This is a genomic window from Streptomyces sp. NPDC017993, assembly GCF_044328065.1.
In the GTDB taxonomy this organism is placed as follows: Bacteria; Actinomycetota; Actinomycetes; order Streptomycetales; family Streptomycetaceae; genus Streptomyces.
The window spans coordinates 92,989-108,819 of record NZ_JBIRGO010000011.1; the positions used below are offsets into that span (position 1 = coordinate 92,989).

The following is a 15,831-nucleotide window of genomic DNA, read 5'->3' on the forward strand; positions in this document are numbered from 1 at the left end:
GCGCGGGACGGGTCGGTCCCGGAACGGGCCCCGGAAACCGGCCAAGGGGGGCGGGGGCCCATGAAGAGGGGGACACCGTTTCGGTGTCCCCCTCGTGCGCCTTACTCCTCGCGGGCGGCGGTGAGATGTTGCGCGTGTTCCTGGAGGGAACGCACGCCCACATCGCCGCGGGACACGGCCTCGATGCCCTGTACGGCGGCGGCGAGCGCCTGGACCGTGGTCAGGCAGGGGATGCCGCGGGCCACCGAGGCGGTACGGATGTCGTAGCCGTCGAGCCGGCCGCCGGTGCCGTAGGGGGTGTTGACGATCAGGTCGACCTGGCCGTCGTGGATCAGCTGGACGATGGTCTTCTCGCCGTTCGGGCCCTCGCCCTCGGACTGCTTGCGCACCACGGTGGTGTTGATGCCGTTGCGGCGCAGCACCTCGGCGGTGCCGGAGGTGGCGAGCAGCTCGAAGCCGTGCGCGACCAGCTCACGGGCCGGGAAGATCATCGAACGCTTGTCGCGGTTGGCGACGGAGACGAAGGCGCGGCCCTTGGTGGGCAGCGCTCCGTAGGCGCCGGCCTGGGACTTGGCGTAGGCGGTGCCGAAGACCGAGTCGATGCCCATGACCTCGCCGGTGGAGCGCATCTCCGGGCCGAGGATGGTGTCCACGCCGCGTCCGGACGCGTCGCGGAACCGCGACCAGGGCATGACGGCTTCCTTGACGGAGATCGGCGCGTCCAGCGGCAGGGTGCCGCCGTCGCCGGTCGCCGGGAGCATGCCCTCGGCGCGCAGTTCGGCCACGGTGGCGCCCAGCGAGATCCGCGCGGCGGCCTTGGCCAGCGGCACCGCGGTGGCCTTCGAGGTGAAGGGGACGGTGCGCGAGGCCCGCGGGTTGGCTTCGAGGACGTAGAGGATGTCCCCGGCCATCGCGAACTGGATGTTGATCAGGCCGCGGACGCCGACGCCCTTGGCGATGGCCTCCGTGGAGGCGCGCAGCCGCTTGATGTCGAAGCCGCCGAGGGTGATGGGGGGCAGCGCGCAGGCGGAGTCGCCGGAGTGGATGCCGGCTTCCTCGATGTGCTCCATGACGCCGCCGAGGTAGAGCTCGGTGCCGTCGTAGAGGGCGTCGACGTCGATCTCGATGGCGTCGTCGAGGAACCGGTCGATGAGGACCGGGTGCTGGTCGATCAGGCCGGCGTGGCGGGTGAGGTACTCGCCCAGCGACGGCTCGTCGTAGACGATCTCCATGCCGCGGCCGCCCAGCACGTAGGAGGGCCGGACCATGACCGGGAACCCGATCTCGGCGGCGATCTTCTTGGCCTGCTCGAAGGAGAAGGCGGTGCCGTACTTGGGAGCGGGCAGACCGGCGTCGGTCAGCACCCGGCCGAACGCGCCGCGCTCCTCGGCGAGGTCGATGGCCTCGGGCGAGGTGCCGACGATCGGCACGCCGTTGTCCTTGAGCGCCTGCGCCAGGCCCAGCGGGGTCTGGCCGCCGAGCTGGACGATGACACCGGCGACCGGGCCCGCCTGGGTCTCGGCGTGCACGATCTCCAGGACGTCCTCCAGGGTGAGCGGCTCGAAGTAGAGCCGGTCGGAGGTGTCGTAGTCGGTGGAGACGGTCTCGGGGTTGCAGTTGACCATCACGGTCTCGTAGCCGGCGTCGCTCAGCGCGAACGAGGCGTGGACGCAGGAGTAGTCGAACTCGATGCCCTGGCCGATCCGGTTCGGGCCGGAGCCGAGGATGATCACGGCCGGCTTCTCGCGCGGCGCGACCTCGCTCTCCTCGTCGTAGGAGGAGTAGAAGTACGGCGTCCTGGCCGCGAACTCGGCGGCGCAGGTGTCGACGGTCTTGTAGACCGGTCGGACGCCGAGCGCGTGCCGGACCTCGCGGACGACGTCCTCACGCAGGCCGCGGATGGCACCGATCTGGGCGTCGGAGAAGCCATGCCGCTTTGCTTCCGCAAGGATCTCCGGGTGGAGCTTCTCGGCGTCCGCGATCTCGTCCGCGATCTCCTTGACCAGGAAGAGCTGGTCGACGAACCACGGGTCGATCTTCGTGTTGTCGAAGATCTCCTGCGGGGTGGCGCCGGCCCGGATCGCCTGCATCACCGTGTTGATCCGGCCATCGGTCGGAACCTGGGCGGTGCGCAGCAGTTCGGCCTTGTCGCCGGGGTCGCCCACGAAGGCGAACTGGCTGCCCTTCTTCTCCAGGGAGCGCAGCGCCTTGTTGAGCGCCTCGGTGAAGTTACGGCCGATGGCCATGGCCTCGCCGACCGACTTCATGGTCGTGGTGAGGGTGGCGTCGGCGGCCGGGAACTTCTCGAACGCGAACCGGGGAACCTTGACGACGACGTAGTCGAGGGTCGGCTCGAAGGACGCCGGGGTCTTCTCGGTGATGTCGTTCGGGATCTCGTCGAGCGTGTAGCCCACCGCGAGCCGGGCCGCGATCTTGGCGATCGGGAAGCCGGTCGCCTTGGAGGCGAGCGCGGAGGACCGGGAGACGCGCGGGTTCATCTCGATGACGATGATCCGGCCGTCGTCGGGGTTGACGGCGAACTGGATGTTGCAGCCGCCGGTGTCGACGCCGACCTCGCGGATGATCGCGATGCCGACGTCCCGCAGCGTCTGGTACTCACGGTCGGTCAGCGTCATCGCCGGGGCGACGGTGATCGAGTCACCGGTGTGCACGCCCATCGGGTCGAAGTTCTCGATGGAGCAGACGACCACGACGTTGTCGTGCTTGTCGCGCATCAGCTCCAGCTCGTACTCCTTCCAGCCGAGAATGGACTCCTCCAGGAGCACCTCGGTGGTCGGGGAGAGCGTCAGGCCCTGGCCGGCGATGCGGCGCAGCTCCTCCTCGTCGTGCGCGAAGCCGGAGCCCGCGCCGCCCATCGTGAAGGAGGGGCGGACGACGACGGGGTAGCCGCCGAGCGTGTCGACGCCGGCGAGGACGTCGTCCATCGAGTGGCAGATGACCGAGCGGGCGGACTCGCCGTGGCCGATCTTGGCGTTGACGGCCTCGACGACGCCCTTGAAGAGGTCGCGGTCCTCGCCCTTGTTGATCGCCTCGACGTTGGCGCCGATGAGCTCGACACCGTACTTCTCCAGCACACCCTGCTCGTGCATGGAGATCGCGGTGTTCAGCGCGGTCTGGCCGCCCAGGGTCGGCAGCAGCGCGTCGGGGCGCTCCTTGGCGATGATCTTCTCGACGAACTCGGGGGTGATCGGCTCGACGTAGGTGGCGTCGGCGATCTCCGGGTCGGTCATGATCGTGGCGGGGTTGGAGTTGACCAGAATGACCCGCAGGCCCTCGGACTTCAGAACCCGGCAGGCCTGGGTCCCGGAGTAGTCGAACTCCGCGGCCTGGCCGATGACGATCGGGCCGGAGCCGATGACCAGGACGGACTGGATATCGGTGCGCTTAGGCACGCTGGCCCTCCATGAGAGAGACGAAGCGGTCGAACAGGTAGGCCGCGTCGTGCGGCCCGGCTGCGGCTTCGGGGTGGTACTGGACGCTGAAAGCCGGCTGGTCGAGGAGGTGCAGACCCTCCACCACGTCGTCGTTGAGGCAGACGTGGGAGACCTCGGCGCGGCCGAAGGGGGTTTCGGAGACCGTGTCGAGCGGGGCGTCGACGGCGAACCCGTGGTTGTGCGCGGTGACCTCGACCTTGCCGGTCGTACGGTCCTGCACCGGCTGGTTGATGCCGCGGTGGCCGTACTTGAGCTTGAAGGTGCCGAAGCCCAGGGCGCGGCCCAGGATCTGGTTGCCGAAGCAGATGCCGAACAACGGCGTCTTACGCTCCAGCACGCCCTGCATCACGGACACCGGGTGGTCGGCGGTGGCGGGGTCGCCGGGGCCGTTGGAGAAGAACACGCCGTCTGGCTCGACCGCGTAGACGTCCTCGACGGTGGCGGTGGCGGGCAGGACGTGCACCTCGATGCCGCGCTCCGCCATGCGGTGCGGGGTCATGCCCTTGATGCCGAGGTCGATCGCCGCGACCGTGAACTTCTTCGTGCCGATGGCCGGCACGACGTAGGACTCCTTGGTGGCGACCTGGGCGGAGAGGTCCGCGCCCTGCATCTCGGGGGCCTGGCGCACCTTGGCCAGCATGGTGCCCGCGTCGGGCAGCGCGTCGCCGGAGAAGATGCCGACCCGCATCGCGCCGCTCTCGCGCAGGTGGCGGGTCAGCGCCCGGGTGTCGACTCCGCTGATGCCGACGACGCCCTGGGCGACCAGCTCGTCGTCCAGGGTGCGGACCGAGCGCCAGTTGGAGGGGATACGGGCGGGGTCGCGCACGACGTAGCCCGAGACCCAGATCTTGCCGGACTCGTTGTCCTCGTCGTTCACGCCGGTGTTGCCGATGTGCGGGGCGGTCATGACGACGACCTGGCGGTGGTACGACGGGTCGGTCAGGGTCTCCTGGTATCCGGTCATGCCGGTGGAGAACACCGCCTCGCCGAAGGTCTCCCCCACGGCCCCGTAGGCACGGCCGCGGAAGCTGCGGCCGTCCTCCAGGACGAGTACGGCGGGAACCTTCGCAGTTCCCCTGGTGGAGGTCGTCATCGTGCGCCTTCCGTTTCGGTGTGCTCGGTGGTGCTCGGTGTGGTGAGGGCCGCGACCCACGCCGGGTGCTCGGCGGCCCGGTCGGAGCGGAAACCGGAGTCGATCTCCTTGTTCCCGTGCTCCCAGGTGACGATCAGCAGGCCGCCCTCGGGCAGGACCTTGCCGGCGATGCCCTTGTCGAGCCGGGCGCCGCGCAGGGCGGCGGCCGGCACGAAGAAGTCCTGCGCACCCGGTCGTACGACGTGCAGGCCCTGGTCGGTCAGGGTCAGTTCGACGCGGCTACGGGTGCCCAGGCCGTGCGCGACGATGCGGTCGAGCCACTGGCCTGCGGTGGTGGAGCCGTGGTAGCGGCCGTGCAGCGTCAGCTGCGGCTCGCCGGCCTCGGCGGGTGCGGCAGGCAGCTCGGGCACATCGCCCTGGAGCGTGCCGCGCCACTTCCAGCCCTCCCGCATCAGCCAGTAGACCAGTGCGATGAAGAGCAGCAGGCCGACGACCCAGCCGATCCGCGCGGCCCAGTCGGTGACCTCCGCGGACTTCTGCGCGGCGGCCAGGGGGATCAATGGAGGAGTCACGCCAGCTTCCCGTCGACGACCGTTGCCCGGCCCCGCAGGAAGGTGTGGGTGACGCGTCCCGGCAGCTCACGGCCCTCGTAGGGGGTGTTGCGGCTGCGGGAGGCGAAGCCTGCGGGGTCCACCACTCCACGGTAAGCGGAATCGTGCAGCGTGAGGTTGGCGGGCTCACCAGCCGAGACGGGACGGCCGTGGCCCTCGAGGCGGCCGATGTGGGCGGGCCGGAAGGACATCCGGTCCGCGACGCCGGCCCAGTCCAGCAGCCCGCTGTCGACCATCGTGTGCTGGACGACGGACAGCGCGGTCTCCAGGCCGACCATGCCCATGGCCGCGGCGCCCCACTCGCAGTCCTTGTCCTCGTGCGGGTGCGGGGCGTGGTCGGTGGCGACGCAGTCGATCGTGCCGTCGGCGAGCGCCTCGCGCAGCGCGAGGACATCAGCCTCGGTGCGCAGCGGCGGGTTCACCTTGTAGACGGGGTTGTAGGAGCGGACCAGCTCGTCGGTGAGGAGGAGGTGGTGCGGGGTGACCTCGGCGGTGACGTTCCAGCCCTTGGACTTGGCCCAGCGGACCAGCTCGACGGAACCGGCGGTGGAGAGGTGGCAGATGTGCACCCGGGAGCCGACGTGCGCGGCGAGCAGCACATCGCGGGCGATGATCGACTCCTCGGCGACCGCCGGCCAGCCGCCCAGGCCCAGCTCCGCGGAGACGATGCCCTCATTCATCTGCGCGCCTTCGGTGAGCCGCGGCTCCTGGGCGTGCTGGGCGACGACCCCGTCGAAGGCCTTCACGTACTCCAGGGCGCGGCGCATGATCACCGCGTCGTCCACGCACTTGCCGTCGTCGGAGAAGACCCGGACACCGGCCGCGGAGTCGTGCATCGCGCCCAGTTCGGCGAGCTTCTTGCCCTCCAGACCGACGGTCACCGCGCCGATCGGCTGGACGTCGCAGTAGCCGGACTCCTTGCCCAGCCGCCAAACCTGCTCGACGACGCCGGCGGTGTCGGCGACGGGGAAGGTGTTGGCCATGGCGTGTACGGCGGTGAAGCCGCCGACGGCCGCGGCCTTGGTGCCCGTCAGCACCGTCTCGGAGTCCTCACGGCCCGGCTCGCGCAGGTGGGTGTGCAGGTCGACGAGGCCCGGCAGCAGGATCTGGCCGGCGGCCTCGATCACCCGGGCGCCCTCGGCGCTCAGCCCCGTGCCCACCTCGGCGATGGTCTCGCCGTCGATCAGCACGTCCTGCGGCTCGCCACCGAGGACCTTGGCCCCGCGAATAAGGATCTTGCTCATGGTTACTTGCTCTCCTCGGTGCGCGTGCTGGTGCCGGTGCCGGCGGTGATGGCGGGCTCGTTGCCGCCCAGGAGCAGATAGAGGACCGCCATACGGATGCTGACACCGTTGGTGACCTGTTCGACGGCGGTGCAGCGCGGCGAGTCGGCGACCTCGGCGGTGATCTCCATGCCGCGGTTCATCGGGCCGGGGTGCATCACGATCGCGCCCTGCGGCATCCGCGCCATCCGGTCGCCGTCGAGGCCGTAGCGCCGTGCGTACTCACGCTCGGTGGGGAAGAAGGCGGCGTTCATCCGCTCGCGCTGGACGCGCAGCATCATCACCGCGTCCGACTCGGCGACCACGGAGTCCAGGTCGTACGAGACGTGGCACGGCCACTTCTCCACGCCGATGGGCACCAGGGTCGGCGGCGCGACGAGGGTGACCTCGGCGCCGAGCGTGGTCAGCAGGTGGACGTTGGAGCGCGCGACCCGGCTGTGCAGGATGTCGCCGACGATGGTGATGCGGCGCCCGGCGAGGTCCTTGCCCAGTCCCGCGTCGGCGCCGACCAGGCGGCGGCGCATCGTGAACGCGTCCAGCAGCGCCTGGGTGGGGTGTTCATGGGTGCCGTCACCGGCGTTGACCACCGATCCGCCGATCCAGCCGGAGGTGGCCAGGCGGTGCGGGGCGCCGGAGTCGTGGTGCCGGATGACGACGGCGTCCGCGCCCATCGCCTCCAGCGTCAGGGCGGTGTCCTTGAGCGACTCGCCCTTGGAGACCGAGGAACCCTTCGCGGAGAAGTTGATGACGTCCGCCGAGAGCCGCTTGGCGGCGGCCTCGAAGGAGATGCGGGTGCGGGTCGAGTCCTCGAAGAAGAGGTTGACGACGGTGCGGCCGCGGAGGGTGGGGAGCTTCTTGATCGGCCGGTCCGCGACGCGAGCCATCTCCTCGGCGGTGTCGAGGATCAAAACGGCGTCGTCGCGGGTGAGGTCGGCGGCCGAGATGAGGTGACGCTTCATCCGGGTACTCCGTGAGTGAGGGAGGTGTGCGGGAATGTCCGTCGAGCAGGCGTGAGCGCGGCCCCGGGATCACCGGGTCCGCACGCGGTGCGCTATCGCTCGCCGGCCGGGGTGGTCCGCTCGGCTTCCGCGGACCCGTCCGAGGAGCCGGGGCGGGGCGAGCGCACGCCGAGCAGCACGGCGTCCCGGCCGTCCTCCTCGGTGAGCTGGACCTTGACCGTCTCCCGCAGCGACGTGGGGAGGTTCTTGCCTACGTAGTCGGCGCGGATGGGCAGTTCGCGGTGTCCGCGGTCGACGAGGACCGCGAGCTGCACGGCGCGCGGCCGTCCGATGTCGCCCAGGGCGTCCAGCGCGGCGCGGATCGTGCGGCCGGAGAAGAGGACGTCGTCGACGAGCAGCACGAGGCGGCCTTCGATGCCGTCGGCGGGGATTTCCGTGCGGCCGATCGTGCGGGCCGGGCCCAGGCGCAGGTCGTCGCGGTACATCGTGATGTCGAGCGAGCCGACCGGGATGGTGCGCCCGGTGATCTCCTGGAGCTTGGCGGCCAGCCGCCGGGCGAGGAAGACCCCGCGGGTGGGAATGCCCAGCAGCACCACATCGTCCGCGCCCTTGGCGCGCTCGACGATTTCGTGGGCGATGCGGGTGAGCATCCGCGCGATGTCCGGGCCTTCGAGCACCGGGCGCGCGGGGAGCTGATCTCCTGCGTCAGAACTGCTTGCGTCCATACGAAACGGACCCCCTTCTCCGCCTCACGGGACGGACCTTAAAGGACGTCAAAATTACGCAGCCCAGGTTACCAGGGGTCGCTCCGGCACCCGGGGGCACCCCCTACGGTCGAAGGTCTGGCCCATTCGGCTTGACGAAGCCAAATTACGCTGCGTAACCTCACAGTGAGTTACCGGCCACGCGGCGGAGCCGCATATCGATACAGCCGTCTGGGGAGCTTTATGTCCAGCGAATACGCCAAACAGCTCGGGGCAAAGCTCCGCGCCATCCGCACCCAGCAGGGCCTCTCTCTCCACGGTGTCGAGGAGAAGTCCCAGGGTCGCTGGAAGGCCGTGGTGGTGGGCTCCTACGAGCGCGGCGACCGTGCAGTGACCGTGCAGCGCCTCGCCGAGCTGGCGGACTTCTACGGCGTACCGGTGCAGGAGCTCCTGCCGGGTACGACGCCCGGTGGGGCGGCCGAGCCGCCGCCGAAGCTGGTGCTCGATCTGGAGCGCCTCGCCCATGTCCCGCAGGAGAAGGCCGGGCCGCTGCAGCGCTACGCCGCGACGATCCAGAGCCAGCGCGGTGACTACAACGGCAAGGTTCTCTCGATCCGCCAGGACGACCTGCGCACCCTCGCCGTCATCTACGACCAGTCGCCCTCGGTGCTGACCGAGCAGCTGATCAGCTGGGGCGTGCTGGACGCCGATGCGCGCCGCGCCGTGGCGCACGACGACATCTGACGCCTGACCGTCACCTGCAGAAACGTACCGCCGCCCCGGGCCACCGGGGTGGCGGTTGTTTTTTGTCCGGTACGCCCGTGACGTGTGAGGCGCGTGGGGCGGAGAACGTGCCCAGGAGGCTCTCTGCGGGCATGCGACGGGCCCGGAGCATCCTGCGTCGCTCCGGGCCCGTTCACGCTCTCTGCCGTCCGCCTACTGCGTTTCGCGCCGCAGGCCCGGCTTCAGCTCCTTGATACGGCCCAGCAGGCCGTTGACGAAGGCCGGGGAGTCGTCCGTGGAGAACTCCTTGGCGAGCTGCACCGCTTCGTCGATCGCCACCGCGTCCGGGGTGTCGTCCACCCAGATCAGCTCATAGGCGCCGAGCCGCAGGATGCTGCGGTCCACGACCGGCATCCGGTCCAGCGCCCAGTCGACGGAGTAGGTGGAGATCAGGTCGTCAATGCGATCGGTGTGGTCCGCGTACCCCTCGATCAACTGCAGGGTGTACTCGTTCACCGGCGGCTGCCGGGGGTCGGTCCGGGCGTGCCGCATCCAGTCCGCGAGCACGGACTGCACGTCGGCGCCGCGCTGATCGGCCTCGAAGAGGATCTGGAAGGCGCGCTTACGGGCCTTGTTGCGGGCAGCCACGGTTAGCTGTTCACCCGGCCGAGGTAGTCGCCCGTACGGGTGTCGACCTTGATCTTTTCACCGGTGGTGATGAAGAGCGGCACCTGGATGTCGTAGTCCGTCTCCAGGGTGGCGGGCTTGGAGCCGCCGGTGGAGCGGTCACCCTGGACGCCCGGGTCGGTGTGCTTGATGACCAGCTCGACCGCGGCGGGCAGCTCGACGTAGAGGACCTCGCCCTCGTGCTGCGCCACGACGGCCTCGAAGCCTTCGAGGAGGAAGTTCGCGGCGTCGCCGACAGCCTTGCGGTCGACGTGCAGCTGGTCGTACGTGTCCATGTCCATGAAGACGAAGTAGTCGCCGTCCATGTACGAGAACTGCATCCCGCGCTTGTCGACAGTGGCCGTCTCGACCTTCACACCGGCGTTGAAGGTCTTGTCCACCACCTTGCCGGAGAGCACGTTCTTCAGCTTGGTGCGGACGAAGGCCGGGCCCTTGCCGGGCTTGACGTGCTGGAACTCGACGACGGACCAGAGCTGGCCCCCTTCGAGCTTGAGCACCAGGCCGTTCTTGAGGTCGTTCGTGGAAGCCACGGTTGCGGAATCTCCTGGACTGCAGGTGGTGGGTACCTAGAAGCCGCCGCGGTGAACCCTGTGGCTCACAGTGCGAGCAGCTCCTTGGTCGTGATCGTGAGTAGCTCGGGCCCGCCGTCCGCCTCGGGACGGACGACGAGTGTGTCGTCGATCCGGACACCTCCGCGGCCGGGGAGGTGAACCCCCGGTTCGACGGTGACCGGCACGCAAGCGTCCAGTTTACCCATGGCGGCAGGCGACAACTGAGGGTCCTCGTCGATTTCGAGCCCCACGCCGTGGCCGGTCCACGGCCCGATGCCCTCACCGTACCCCGCCGCGTCCAGCACATGACGCGTCACGCGGTCCACCTCGCGGCACTCCACACCGGGCGCGAGAGCCTCTCGGCCGGCCCGCTGGGCTGCGAAAACGAGATCGTAGAGCTCGATCTGCCAGTCCGCCGGGGTGGTGCCGATGACGAAGGTCCGGCCGATCTCGCAGCGATAGCCACGGTAGTTGGCGCCCAGGTCGACGGTCAGGAAGTCCCCCTCCTCCACCCTGCGGTCGGTGGGCAGGTGCCCGGGACGTCCCGAATTCTGGCCGGTGGCGACCGACGTGGGGAAGGCCGGGCCGTCCGCCCCGTGGTCCACCAGCCGGCGCTCCAACTCCAGGGCGAGATGCCGCTCGGTCCGCCCGACGAGAATCGATTCGAGGAGTTCGCCGAGGGCCTGGTCGGTGATCTCGGCGGCGATCCGCAGACAGGCGATCTCCTCGTCGTCCTTCACCAGCCGCTGCGCCTCGACCGCACAGGCCAGGTCCGCGAGCCGCATCCGCGGGGCGACCTGGGAGAGCGCCCGGTGACGGGTGACGGTGAGATGGTGCTCCTCCACCGCCAGGGTGTCCGCACCGGCTTTGGCGGCCAGATCGGCGCAGGCCACGACGGGATCACCACCGCGGGTGGGCAGCACGGTCACCCGTACGTCCTCGGCGGGCCGGCCCTCGGAAGAGTCACCGCTCAGCGGCGTTCCGCAGAGCAGGAGGTCCTCTTGGGGGCCCAGGAGCAGCGCCGCGCCGGGCGGCGCGCAGCCGGTGAGGTAGCGGACGTTGGCGGGGCGCGAGATCAGGGCGGCGGTACTTCCGGTTGCGGCGCAGCGGTCGCGCAGCCGCGTGCGTCGGACCGCGTACAACTCGGACATATCACGAGCCTACGACCGGTCTCCGCGGACGGCCGGTCGAGCGCAGCCGCCCGGGGGACGCGGGTTCCGGCTACCAGTTGGGCGGGCTGGCGATGCTCCGGGCGACGACGTCGTCGAGCACCCGCACGGTCGTCTGGACGTCGTGCGCGGAGTTGTCGATGATCGGCAGCCCGGAGCCGTACCAACCGGCCATCCGGCCGTGGATCCGCGCCACCTCTTCGTCGGAGAGCCTGCGGTTGCCGCTGCGCCGGGCGTTGCGCTCCAGGACGATCTCCAGTCCGGGCAGCAGCACGACCGGCAGCAGGCCGGGGCCCACATGGCGCTTCCAGCCACCGAGTCCGACGACGGGCCGGTCGGGGAAGACGGCGTCGTCGAGGATGCAGGAGATTCCGTTGGCGAGGAAGTTACGGGCGGCGAAGCCGCAGGTGCGGCGGGCGAGGCGGTACTGCGCCTCGGAGTGGTCGTTCCAGCCGGTCTGCGGGTCGGCGAAGCCGGAGCGGACCCATTCGCGCACGTCGTCGAGGCTGATGTGCGCCGTCGGCACCCGCCGGGTGTCGGCCCAGTGGCGGGCGACGCTGGTCTTGCCCGCGCCCGCCGGCCCGATGAGCAGCACCGCCAGCGCGGCGTTCGCGACGTCCGGAGCGGCGGTGTCGGTCGGCGGACTGGGCAGCGGTACGGGGGCACCCGGCGGCAGCTGGATGTGGCCGGTGATGTCCGTGCTGTGCGGGGTGGGCGGCGCCTGATGCGGCGCGGAGCCGTTCCAGCCCTGCCCGGAGGTGCCGGGGGCGGGCGGGGTCGACGCGGGCGGCGCCGGCGGCGCGGCGGGAGCCGGCTGCGGCGAGGGGGACGGGGGCGGGCCGGGCGGTACGTGGCCGCCCGGCTGGGGGTTCCAGTTCATGCTGATGCCTTGTCCCGGATGGCCCGGTCCCTGCCGGTGGGGCGGTGGCAGCGGAGCCCCCACTGCGTACTGCATCCGGTGGCTCTCCGTCTCGTGCGGTCGACGTGGTGCGGTGCTCCCCCGGCTCACGCCGGGTGGGGTGCCCCCGGGCGCCGGGCCGGGCCGCCCGGCGTGCCGTGCGGTAACCGACCGGCCCTCGGGGGCTGTTGTGCCCGGCAGCCGTCGGCACGGGCGGTATTACTGCGAACGGTACTCTGCCACCCCGGGCGCTCGCGGTGTGAACGGCCGGGGATGGCCGGGAGTGCCCGAGTGCGGGATCAGCCGTTCAATTCCTCGGCCAGCGCGCGCAGCGCGAGGCGGTAGGAGCCGATACCGAAGCCGGCGACCGTACCGCTGGCGACCGCAGCGATGACCGAATTGTGGCGGAATTCCTCGCGGGCGTACGGGTTGGAGATGTGCACCTCGATGAGCGGCGCGGTCCGCTGGGCGGCCGCATCGCGCATGCCGTACGAATAGTGCGTGAAGGCACCGGGGTTGATGACGACCGGAATCGATCCGTCCGCGGCTTCGTGCAGCCAGCGGATCATCTCGCCCTCGTCGTTGGTCTCGCGGACCTCCGCCTCGAACCCCAACTCCTTGCCGAGCGTGGTGCACTGCTCGACCAGACCGGCGTACGAGGTGGCGCCGTACACATCGGGCTCACGCGAGCCCAGCCGGCCCAGGTTGGGGCCGTTCAACACCAGGACGCGGCGGCTCACGCGGCTCACGCGGCGATCTCGGCGTGTGCGGCCAGCAGCATCGCCGGGTCCGGGCCCTCCAGCACGGTCGGCTTGGCGAGGCCGTCCAGCACGATGAAGCGCAGCCGGTCACCGCGGGTCTTCTTGTCGACCTTCATGGTCTCCAGCAGCTTGGGCCACTGGTCGCCGCGGTAGGTCAGCGGCAGACCGACGGATTCCAGGACGGTGCGGTGCCGGTCGGCGGTGGCGTCGTCGAGGCGGCCGGCGATCCGGCCGAGTTCGGCGGCGAAGACCATGCCGACGGAGACGGCCGCGCCGTGCCGCCAGTTGTAGCGCTCGTTCTTCTCGATGGCGTGCGCCAGCGTGTGGCCGTAGTTGAGGATCTCGCGCAGACCGGACTCCTTGAGGTCCGCGGAGACCACCTCGGCCTTGACCCGGATCGCCCGCTCGATCAGCTCGGCGGTGTGCACGCCGTCCGGACGCTTGGCGGCCTCGGGGTCCGACTCGATCAGGTCCAGGATCGCCGGGTCGGCGATGAAGCCGGCCTTGATGACCTCGGCCAGGCCGGAGACGTAGTCGTGCACCGGCAGCGAGTCGAGGGCGGCCAGGTCGCAGAGCACACCGGCCGGCGGGTGGAAGGCGCCGACGAGGTTCTTGCCCTCGGCGGTGTTGATGCCGGTCTTGCCGCCGACCGCCGCGTCGACCATGCCCAGGACCGTGGTGGGGACGGCGATCCAGCGCACCCCGCGCAGCCAGGTGGCGGCCACGAAGCCCGCCAGGTCGGTGGTGGCGCCGCCACCCACGCCGACGATCACATCACTGCGGGTGAAACCGGTCTGCCCCAGCGCCTTCCAGCAGTACGCCGCGACCTCGACGGTCTTGGACTCCTCGGCGTTCGGCAACTGGATGGCGATCGCCTCGTAGCCCTGGGAGGCGAGGTCCTCGCGCAGCGCCTCGCCCGTGGCGGCCAGCGCCTCCGGGTGCAGCACCGCGACCCGCTGGGCGCTGTCCCCGATCAGGCTCGGCAGTTCACCGAGCAGCTGCCGCCCGACGAGCACCTCGTAGGGGTCGGTACCGGCGGTACCGCCCACCTGGATACGGGTGGCCTGCTCCGTCATGCCTGTTCCTCCCTGTCGGCGGCCCGCCGGGCGTCTCCCGTGGCCTGCCCTGGCTCCAAAGCGTCCATGATCGCGTCGACGACCGCCTCGGGGGTGCGGTCCCCGGTGGCGATCACGGCGCGCGAGACCTCGGTGTACAGCGGGCGGCGGTGCTCCATGAGCTCGCGCCACCGTTTGCGCGGGTTGACGGCGAGCAGCGGGCGCGGCGCGTCCAGGCCGACCCGCTTGATGGCGTCGGCGAGTTGGACGTCCAGGAAGACGACCGGGAGGCCTGCCAGCAACTTGCGGGTGTCCGCGTCGAGGATCGCGCCGCCGCCGAGCGCGAGCACGCCGGTGTGGCTCTCCAGGGCGGCGCGTACGGCTTCCCGCTCCAGGTCGCGGAAGTGCGGCTCGCCCTCGTCGATGAAGATCTCCGGGATCGGCCGGCCTTCCGCGGCGACGATATCGGCGTCGGTGTCCCGGTAGGCGACGCCGAGCCGCTCGGCCAGCAGCGCGCCCACCGTGGACTTACCCGCGCCGGGCGGGCCGATCAGTACGGCGACCGGGGTCGTCACTTGATCGCCAGGTTGTCGAGGAAGCTGCGGACGTTGCGGCGGGTCTCCGGCACGCTGTCGCCGCCGAACTTCTCCACCACCGCGTCGGCCAGCACCAGCGCGACCATCGCCTCGGCCACGATCCCGGCGGCCGGCACCGCGCAGACATCCGACCGCTGGTGGTGCGCCTTGGTCGCCTCGCCGGTGCTCACGTCGATGGTGGCCAGCGCTCGCGGCACGGTCGCGATCGGCTTCATCGCCGCACGCACCCGCAGCAGTTCACCCGTCGTCAGCCCGCCCTCGGTGCCACCGGAGCGGCCGGAGGTGCGCTTGATGCCGTCGTTTGTCGACACGATCTCGTCGTGCGCCTTCGAGCCCGGCACCCGCGCCAGGTCGAAGCCGTCACCGACCTCGACGCCCTTGATGGCCTGGATGCCCATGAGGGCGGCGGCCAGCCGGGCGTCCAACCGGCGATCCCAGTGGACGTGCGAGCCCAGGCCAACGGGCACGCCGTAGGCCAGCACCTCGACGACGCCGCCCAGGGTGTCGCCGTCCTTGTGGGCCTGGTCGATCTCCGCGACCATCGCCTTGCTCGCGTCCGCGTCCAGGCAGCGCACCGGGTCGGCGTCCAGCTTCTCGACGTCGGAGGGCTCGGGGACGACGCCGTACGGCGCCTTCGCCGCGGCCAGCTCCACCACATGCGAGACGATCTCGATGCCGGCGGTCTCCTTGAGGAAGGAGCGGGCGACGGCGCCCAGCGCCACCCGCGCCGCGGTCTCACGGGCGGAGGCGCGCTCCAGGATCGGACGCGCCTCGTCGAAGCCGTACTTCTGCATACCGGCGAGGTCGGCGTGGCCGGGACGGGGGCGGGTCAGCGGCGCGTTACGCGCCAGCGCGGCCAGCTCCTCCGCGTCGACCGGGTCGGCCGCCATGACCTGTTCCCACTTGGGCCACTCGGTGTTGCCGACCATGACGGCGACCGGCGAGCCCAGCGACAGGCCGTGCCGGACCCCGCCCAGGAACGTGATCTCGTCCTGCTCGAACTTCATCCGGGCACCGCGGCCATAGCCCAGCCTGCGCCTGGCCAACGCGTCCGCCACCAACTCCGTGGTGATCGGGACGCCGGCCGGAAGGCCCTCCAGCGTCGCCACCAGTGCGGGGCCGTGCGACTCCCCCGCCGTCAGCCAGCGCAACCTGCTCAACGGTGCTCCTCATGTACTGCTCATGCGCGTACGGTCTCCCCCTGATCCTCCCACGTCGCACGCGGTGGGCGGCGTGCAGTCCAGGGTGCGGACCTCGCACGGACGGGAGGAAGCGCCGGACGGGGC

15 protein-coding genes are annotated in these 15,831 nt (G+C 70.7%); 1 reads left to right on the forward strand and 14 read right to left on the reverse strand.

Translation table 11 applies throughout. From position 1 onward, the window contains the following. Positions 1 to 101 precede the first annotated feature (101 nt). The 6 genes from carB to pyrR form a co-directional block, all read right to left on the reverse strand. Complete coding sequence (carB, locus tag ACH4FH_RS21380; RefSeq protein ID WP_398557456.1) at positions 102 to 3,413, reverse strand: carbamoyl-phosphate synthase large subunit; 3,312 nt, start codon at positions 3,411 to 3,413, stop codon at positions 102 to 104. Further along, positions 3,406 to 4,548: a glutamine-hydrolyzing carbamoyl-phosphate synthase small subunit gene (gene carA / locus ACH4FH_RS21385; protein WP_398557457.1), complete on the reverse strand. Its 1,143-nt coding sequence runs from the start codon at positions 4,546 to 4,548 to the stop codon at positions 3,406 to 3,408. The genes carB and carA overlap by 8 nt, the downstream gene beginning before the upstream one ends. Then, positions 4,545 to 5,120, reverse strand: coding sequence for a hypothetical protein (locus ACH4FH_RS21390; protein ID WP_398557458.1), 576 nt, complete (start codon positions 5,118 to 5,120; stop codon positions 4,545 to 4,547). The genes carA and ACH4FH_RS21390 overlap by 4 nt, the downstream gene beginning before the upstream one ends. Further along, complete coding sequence (locus ACH4FH_RS21395) at positions 5,117 to 6,403, reverse strand: dihydroorotase (protein ID WP_398557459.1); 1,287 nt, start codon at positions 6,401 to 6,403, stop codon at positions 5,117 to 5,119. The genes ACH4FH_RS21390 and ACH4FH_RS21395 overlap by 4 nt, the downstream gene beginning before the upstream one ends. A gap of 2 nt (positions 6,404 to 6,405) precedes the next feature. Further along, the gene (locus tag ACH4FH_RS21400) at positions 6,406 to 7,401 is read right to left on the reverse strand and encodes an aspartate carbamoyltransferase catalytic subunit (protein WP_398557460.1); all 996 of its coding nucleotides are present in this window, start codon (positions 7,399 to 7,401) and stop codon (positions 6,406 to 6,408) included. Positions 7,402 to 7,493: 92 nt separating this feature from the next. Continuing rightward, positions 7,494 to 8,126 carry a bifunctional pyr operon transcriptional regulator/uracil phosphoribosyltransferase PyrR gene (gene pyrR / locus ACH4FH_RS21405; protein ID WP_398557461.1) on the reverse strand — a complete coding sequence of 211 codons (633 nt, stop codon included), beginning with the start codon at positions 8,124 to 8,126 and terminating at the stop codon, positions 7,494 to 7,496. A gap of 222 nt (positions 8,127 to 8,348) precedes the next feature. Here pyrR and bldD point away from each other — a divergent pair, with 222 nt between their 5' ends. Continuing rightward, positions 8,349 to 8,849 (forward strand): transcriptional regulator BldD, encoded by a 501-nt coding sequence (gene bldD / locus ACH4FH_RS21410; protein ID WP_136743645.1) that lies wholly within the window; start codon positions 8,349 to 8,351, stop codon positions 8,847 to 8,849. Between the two features lie 192 nt (positions 8,850 to 9,041). Here the strand turns inward: bldD and nusB are convergent, their stop codons facing one another. From nusB to aroC, 8 genes are all read right to left on the reverse strand, one after another. Beyond that, on the reverse strand, positions 9,042 to 9,476 hold the full coding sequence (gene nusB, locus ACH4FH_RS21415) for a transcription antitermination factor NusB (protein ID WP_393894204.1): 435 nt from the start codon (positions 9,474 to 9,476) through the stop codon (positions 9,042 to 9,044). 2 nt (positions 9,477 to 9,478) lie between these two features. Further along, complete coding sequence (efp, locus tag ACH4FH_RS21420; protein WP_398557462.1) at positions 9,479 to 10,045, reverse strand: elongation factor P; 567 nt, start codon at positions 10,043 to 10,045, stop codon at positions 9,479 to 9,481. Positions 10,046 to 10,110: 65 nt separating this feature from the next. After that, positions 10,111 to 11,217 (reverse strand): aminopeptidase P family protein, encoded by a 1,107-nt coding sequence (locus ACH4FH_RS21425; protein ID WP_398557463.1) that lies wholly within the window; start codon positions 11,215 to 11,217, stop codon positions 10,111 to 10,113. 70 nt (positions 11,218 to 11,287) lie between these two features. Then, positions 11,288 to 12,190 (reverse strand): Pro-rich N-terminal domain-containing protein, encoded by a 903-nt coding sequence (locus tag ACH4FH_RS21430; protein ID WP_398557464.1) that lies wholly within the window; start codon positions 12,188 to 12,190, stop codon positions 11,288 to 11,290. Between the two features lie 242 nt (positions 12,191 to 12,432). Then, positions 12,433 to 12,873 carry a type II 3-dehydroquinate dehydratase gene (aroQ, locus tag ACH4FH_RS21435; RefSeq protein WP_398557626.1) on the reverse strand — a complete coding sequence of 147 codons (441 nt, stop codon included), beginning with the start codon at positions 12,871 to 12,873 and terminating at the stop codon, positions 12,433 to 12,435. Positions 12,874 to 12,878: 5 nt separating this feature from the next. Then, positions 12,879 to 13,970, reverse strand: coding sequence for a 3-dehydroquinate synthase (aroB, locus tag ACH4FH_RS21440; RefSeq protein ID WP_398557465.1), 1,092 nt, complete (start codon positions 13,968 to 13,970; stop codon positions 12,879 to 12,881). Next, a complete protein-coding gene (locus tag ACH4FH_RS21445) occupies positions 13,967 to 14,524 on the reverse strand; it encodes a shikimate kinase (protein WP_398557466.1) in 558 nt (185 codons plus the stop codon). Before ACH4FH_RS21445 ends, aroB begins: the two co-directional genes overlap by 4 nt. Next, the gene (gene aroC, locus ACH4FH_RS21450) at positions 14,521 to 15,705 is read right to left on the reverse strand and encodes a chorismate synthase (protein ID WP_398557467.1); all 1,185 of its coding nucleotides are present in this window, start codon (positions 15,703 to 15,705) and stop codon (positions 14,521 to 14,523) included. Before aroC ends, ACH4FH_RS21445 begins: the two co-directional genes overlap by 4 nt. Positions 15,706 to 15,831: the final 126 nt, after the last annotated feature.

Excerpts from the sequence above, each read along its gene's own strand:
- ACH4FH_RS21430 (WP_398557464.1), bottom strand. The coding sequence starts at position 12,190 with ATGCAGTACGCAGTGGGGGCTCCGCTGCCACCGCCCCACCGGCAGGGA.
- aroB (WP_398557465.1), bottom strand. The coding sequence starts at position 13,970 with ATGACGGAGCAGGCCACCCGTATCCAGGTGGGCGGTACCGCCGGTACC.
- ACH4FH_RS21425 (WP_398557463.1), bottom strand. The coding sequence starts at position 11,217 with ATGTCCGAGTTGTACGCGGTCCGACGCACGCGGCTGCGCGACCGCTGC.
- pyrR (WP_398557461.1), bottom strand. The coding sequence starts at position 8,126 with ATGGACGCAAGCAGTTCTGACGCAGGAGATCAGCTCCCCGCGCGCCCG.
- ACH4FH_RS21395 (WP_398557459.1), bottom strand. The coding sequence starts at position 6,403 with ATGAGCAAGATCCTTATTCGCGGGGCCAAGGTCCTCGGTGGCGAGCCG.
- bldD (WP_136743645.1), top strand. The coding sequence starts at position 8,349 with ATGTCCAGCGAATACGCCAAACAGCTCGGGGCAAAGCTCCGCGCCATC.
- ACH4FH_RS21400 (WP_398557460.1), bottom strand. The coding sequence starts at position 7,401 with ATGAAGCGTCACCTCATCTCGGCCGCCGACCTCACCCGCGACGACGCC.
- carA (WP_398557457.1), bottom strand. The coding sequence starts at position 4,548 with ATGACGACCTCCACCAGGGGAACTGCGAAGGTTCCCGCCGTACTCGTC.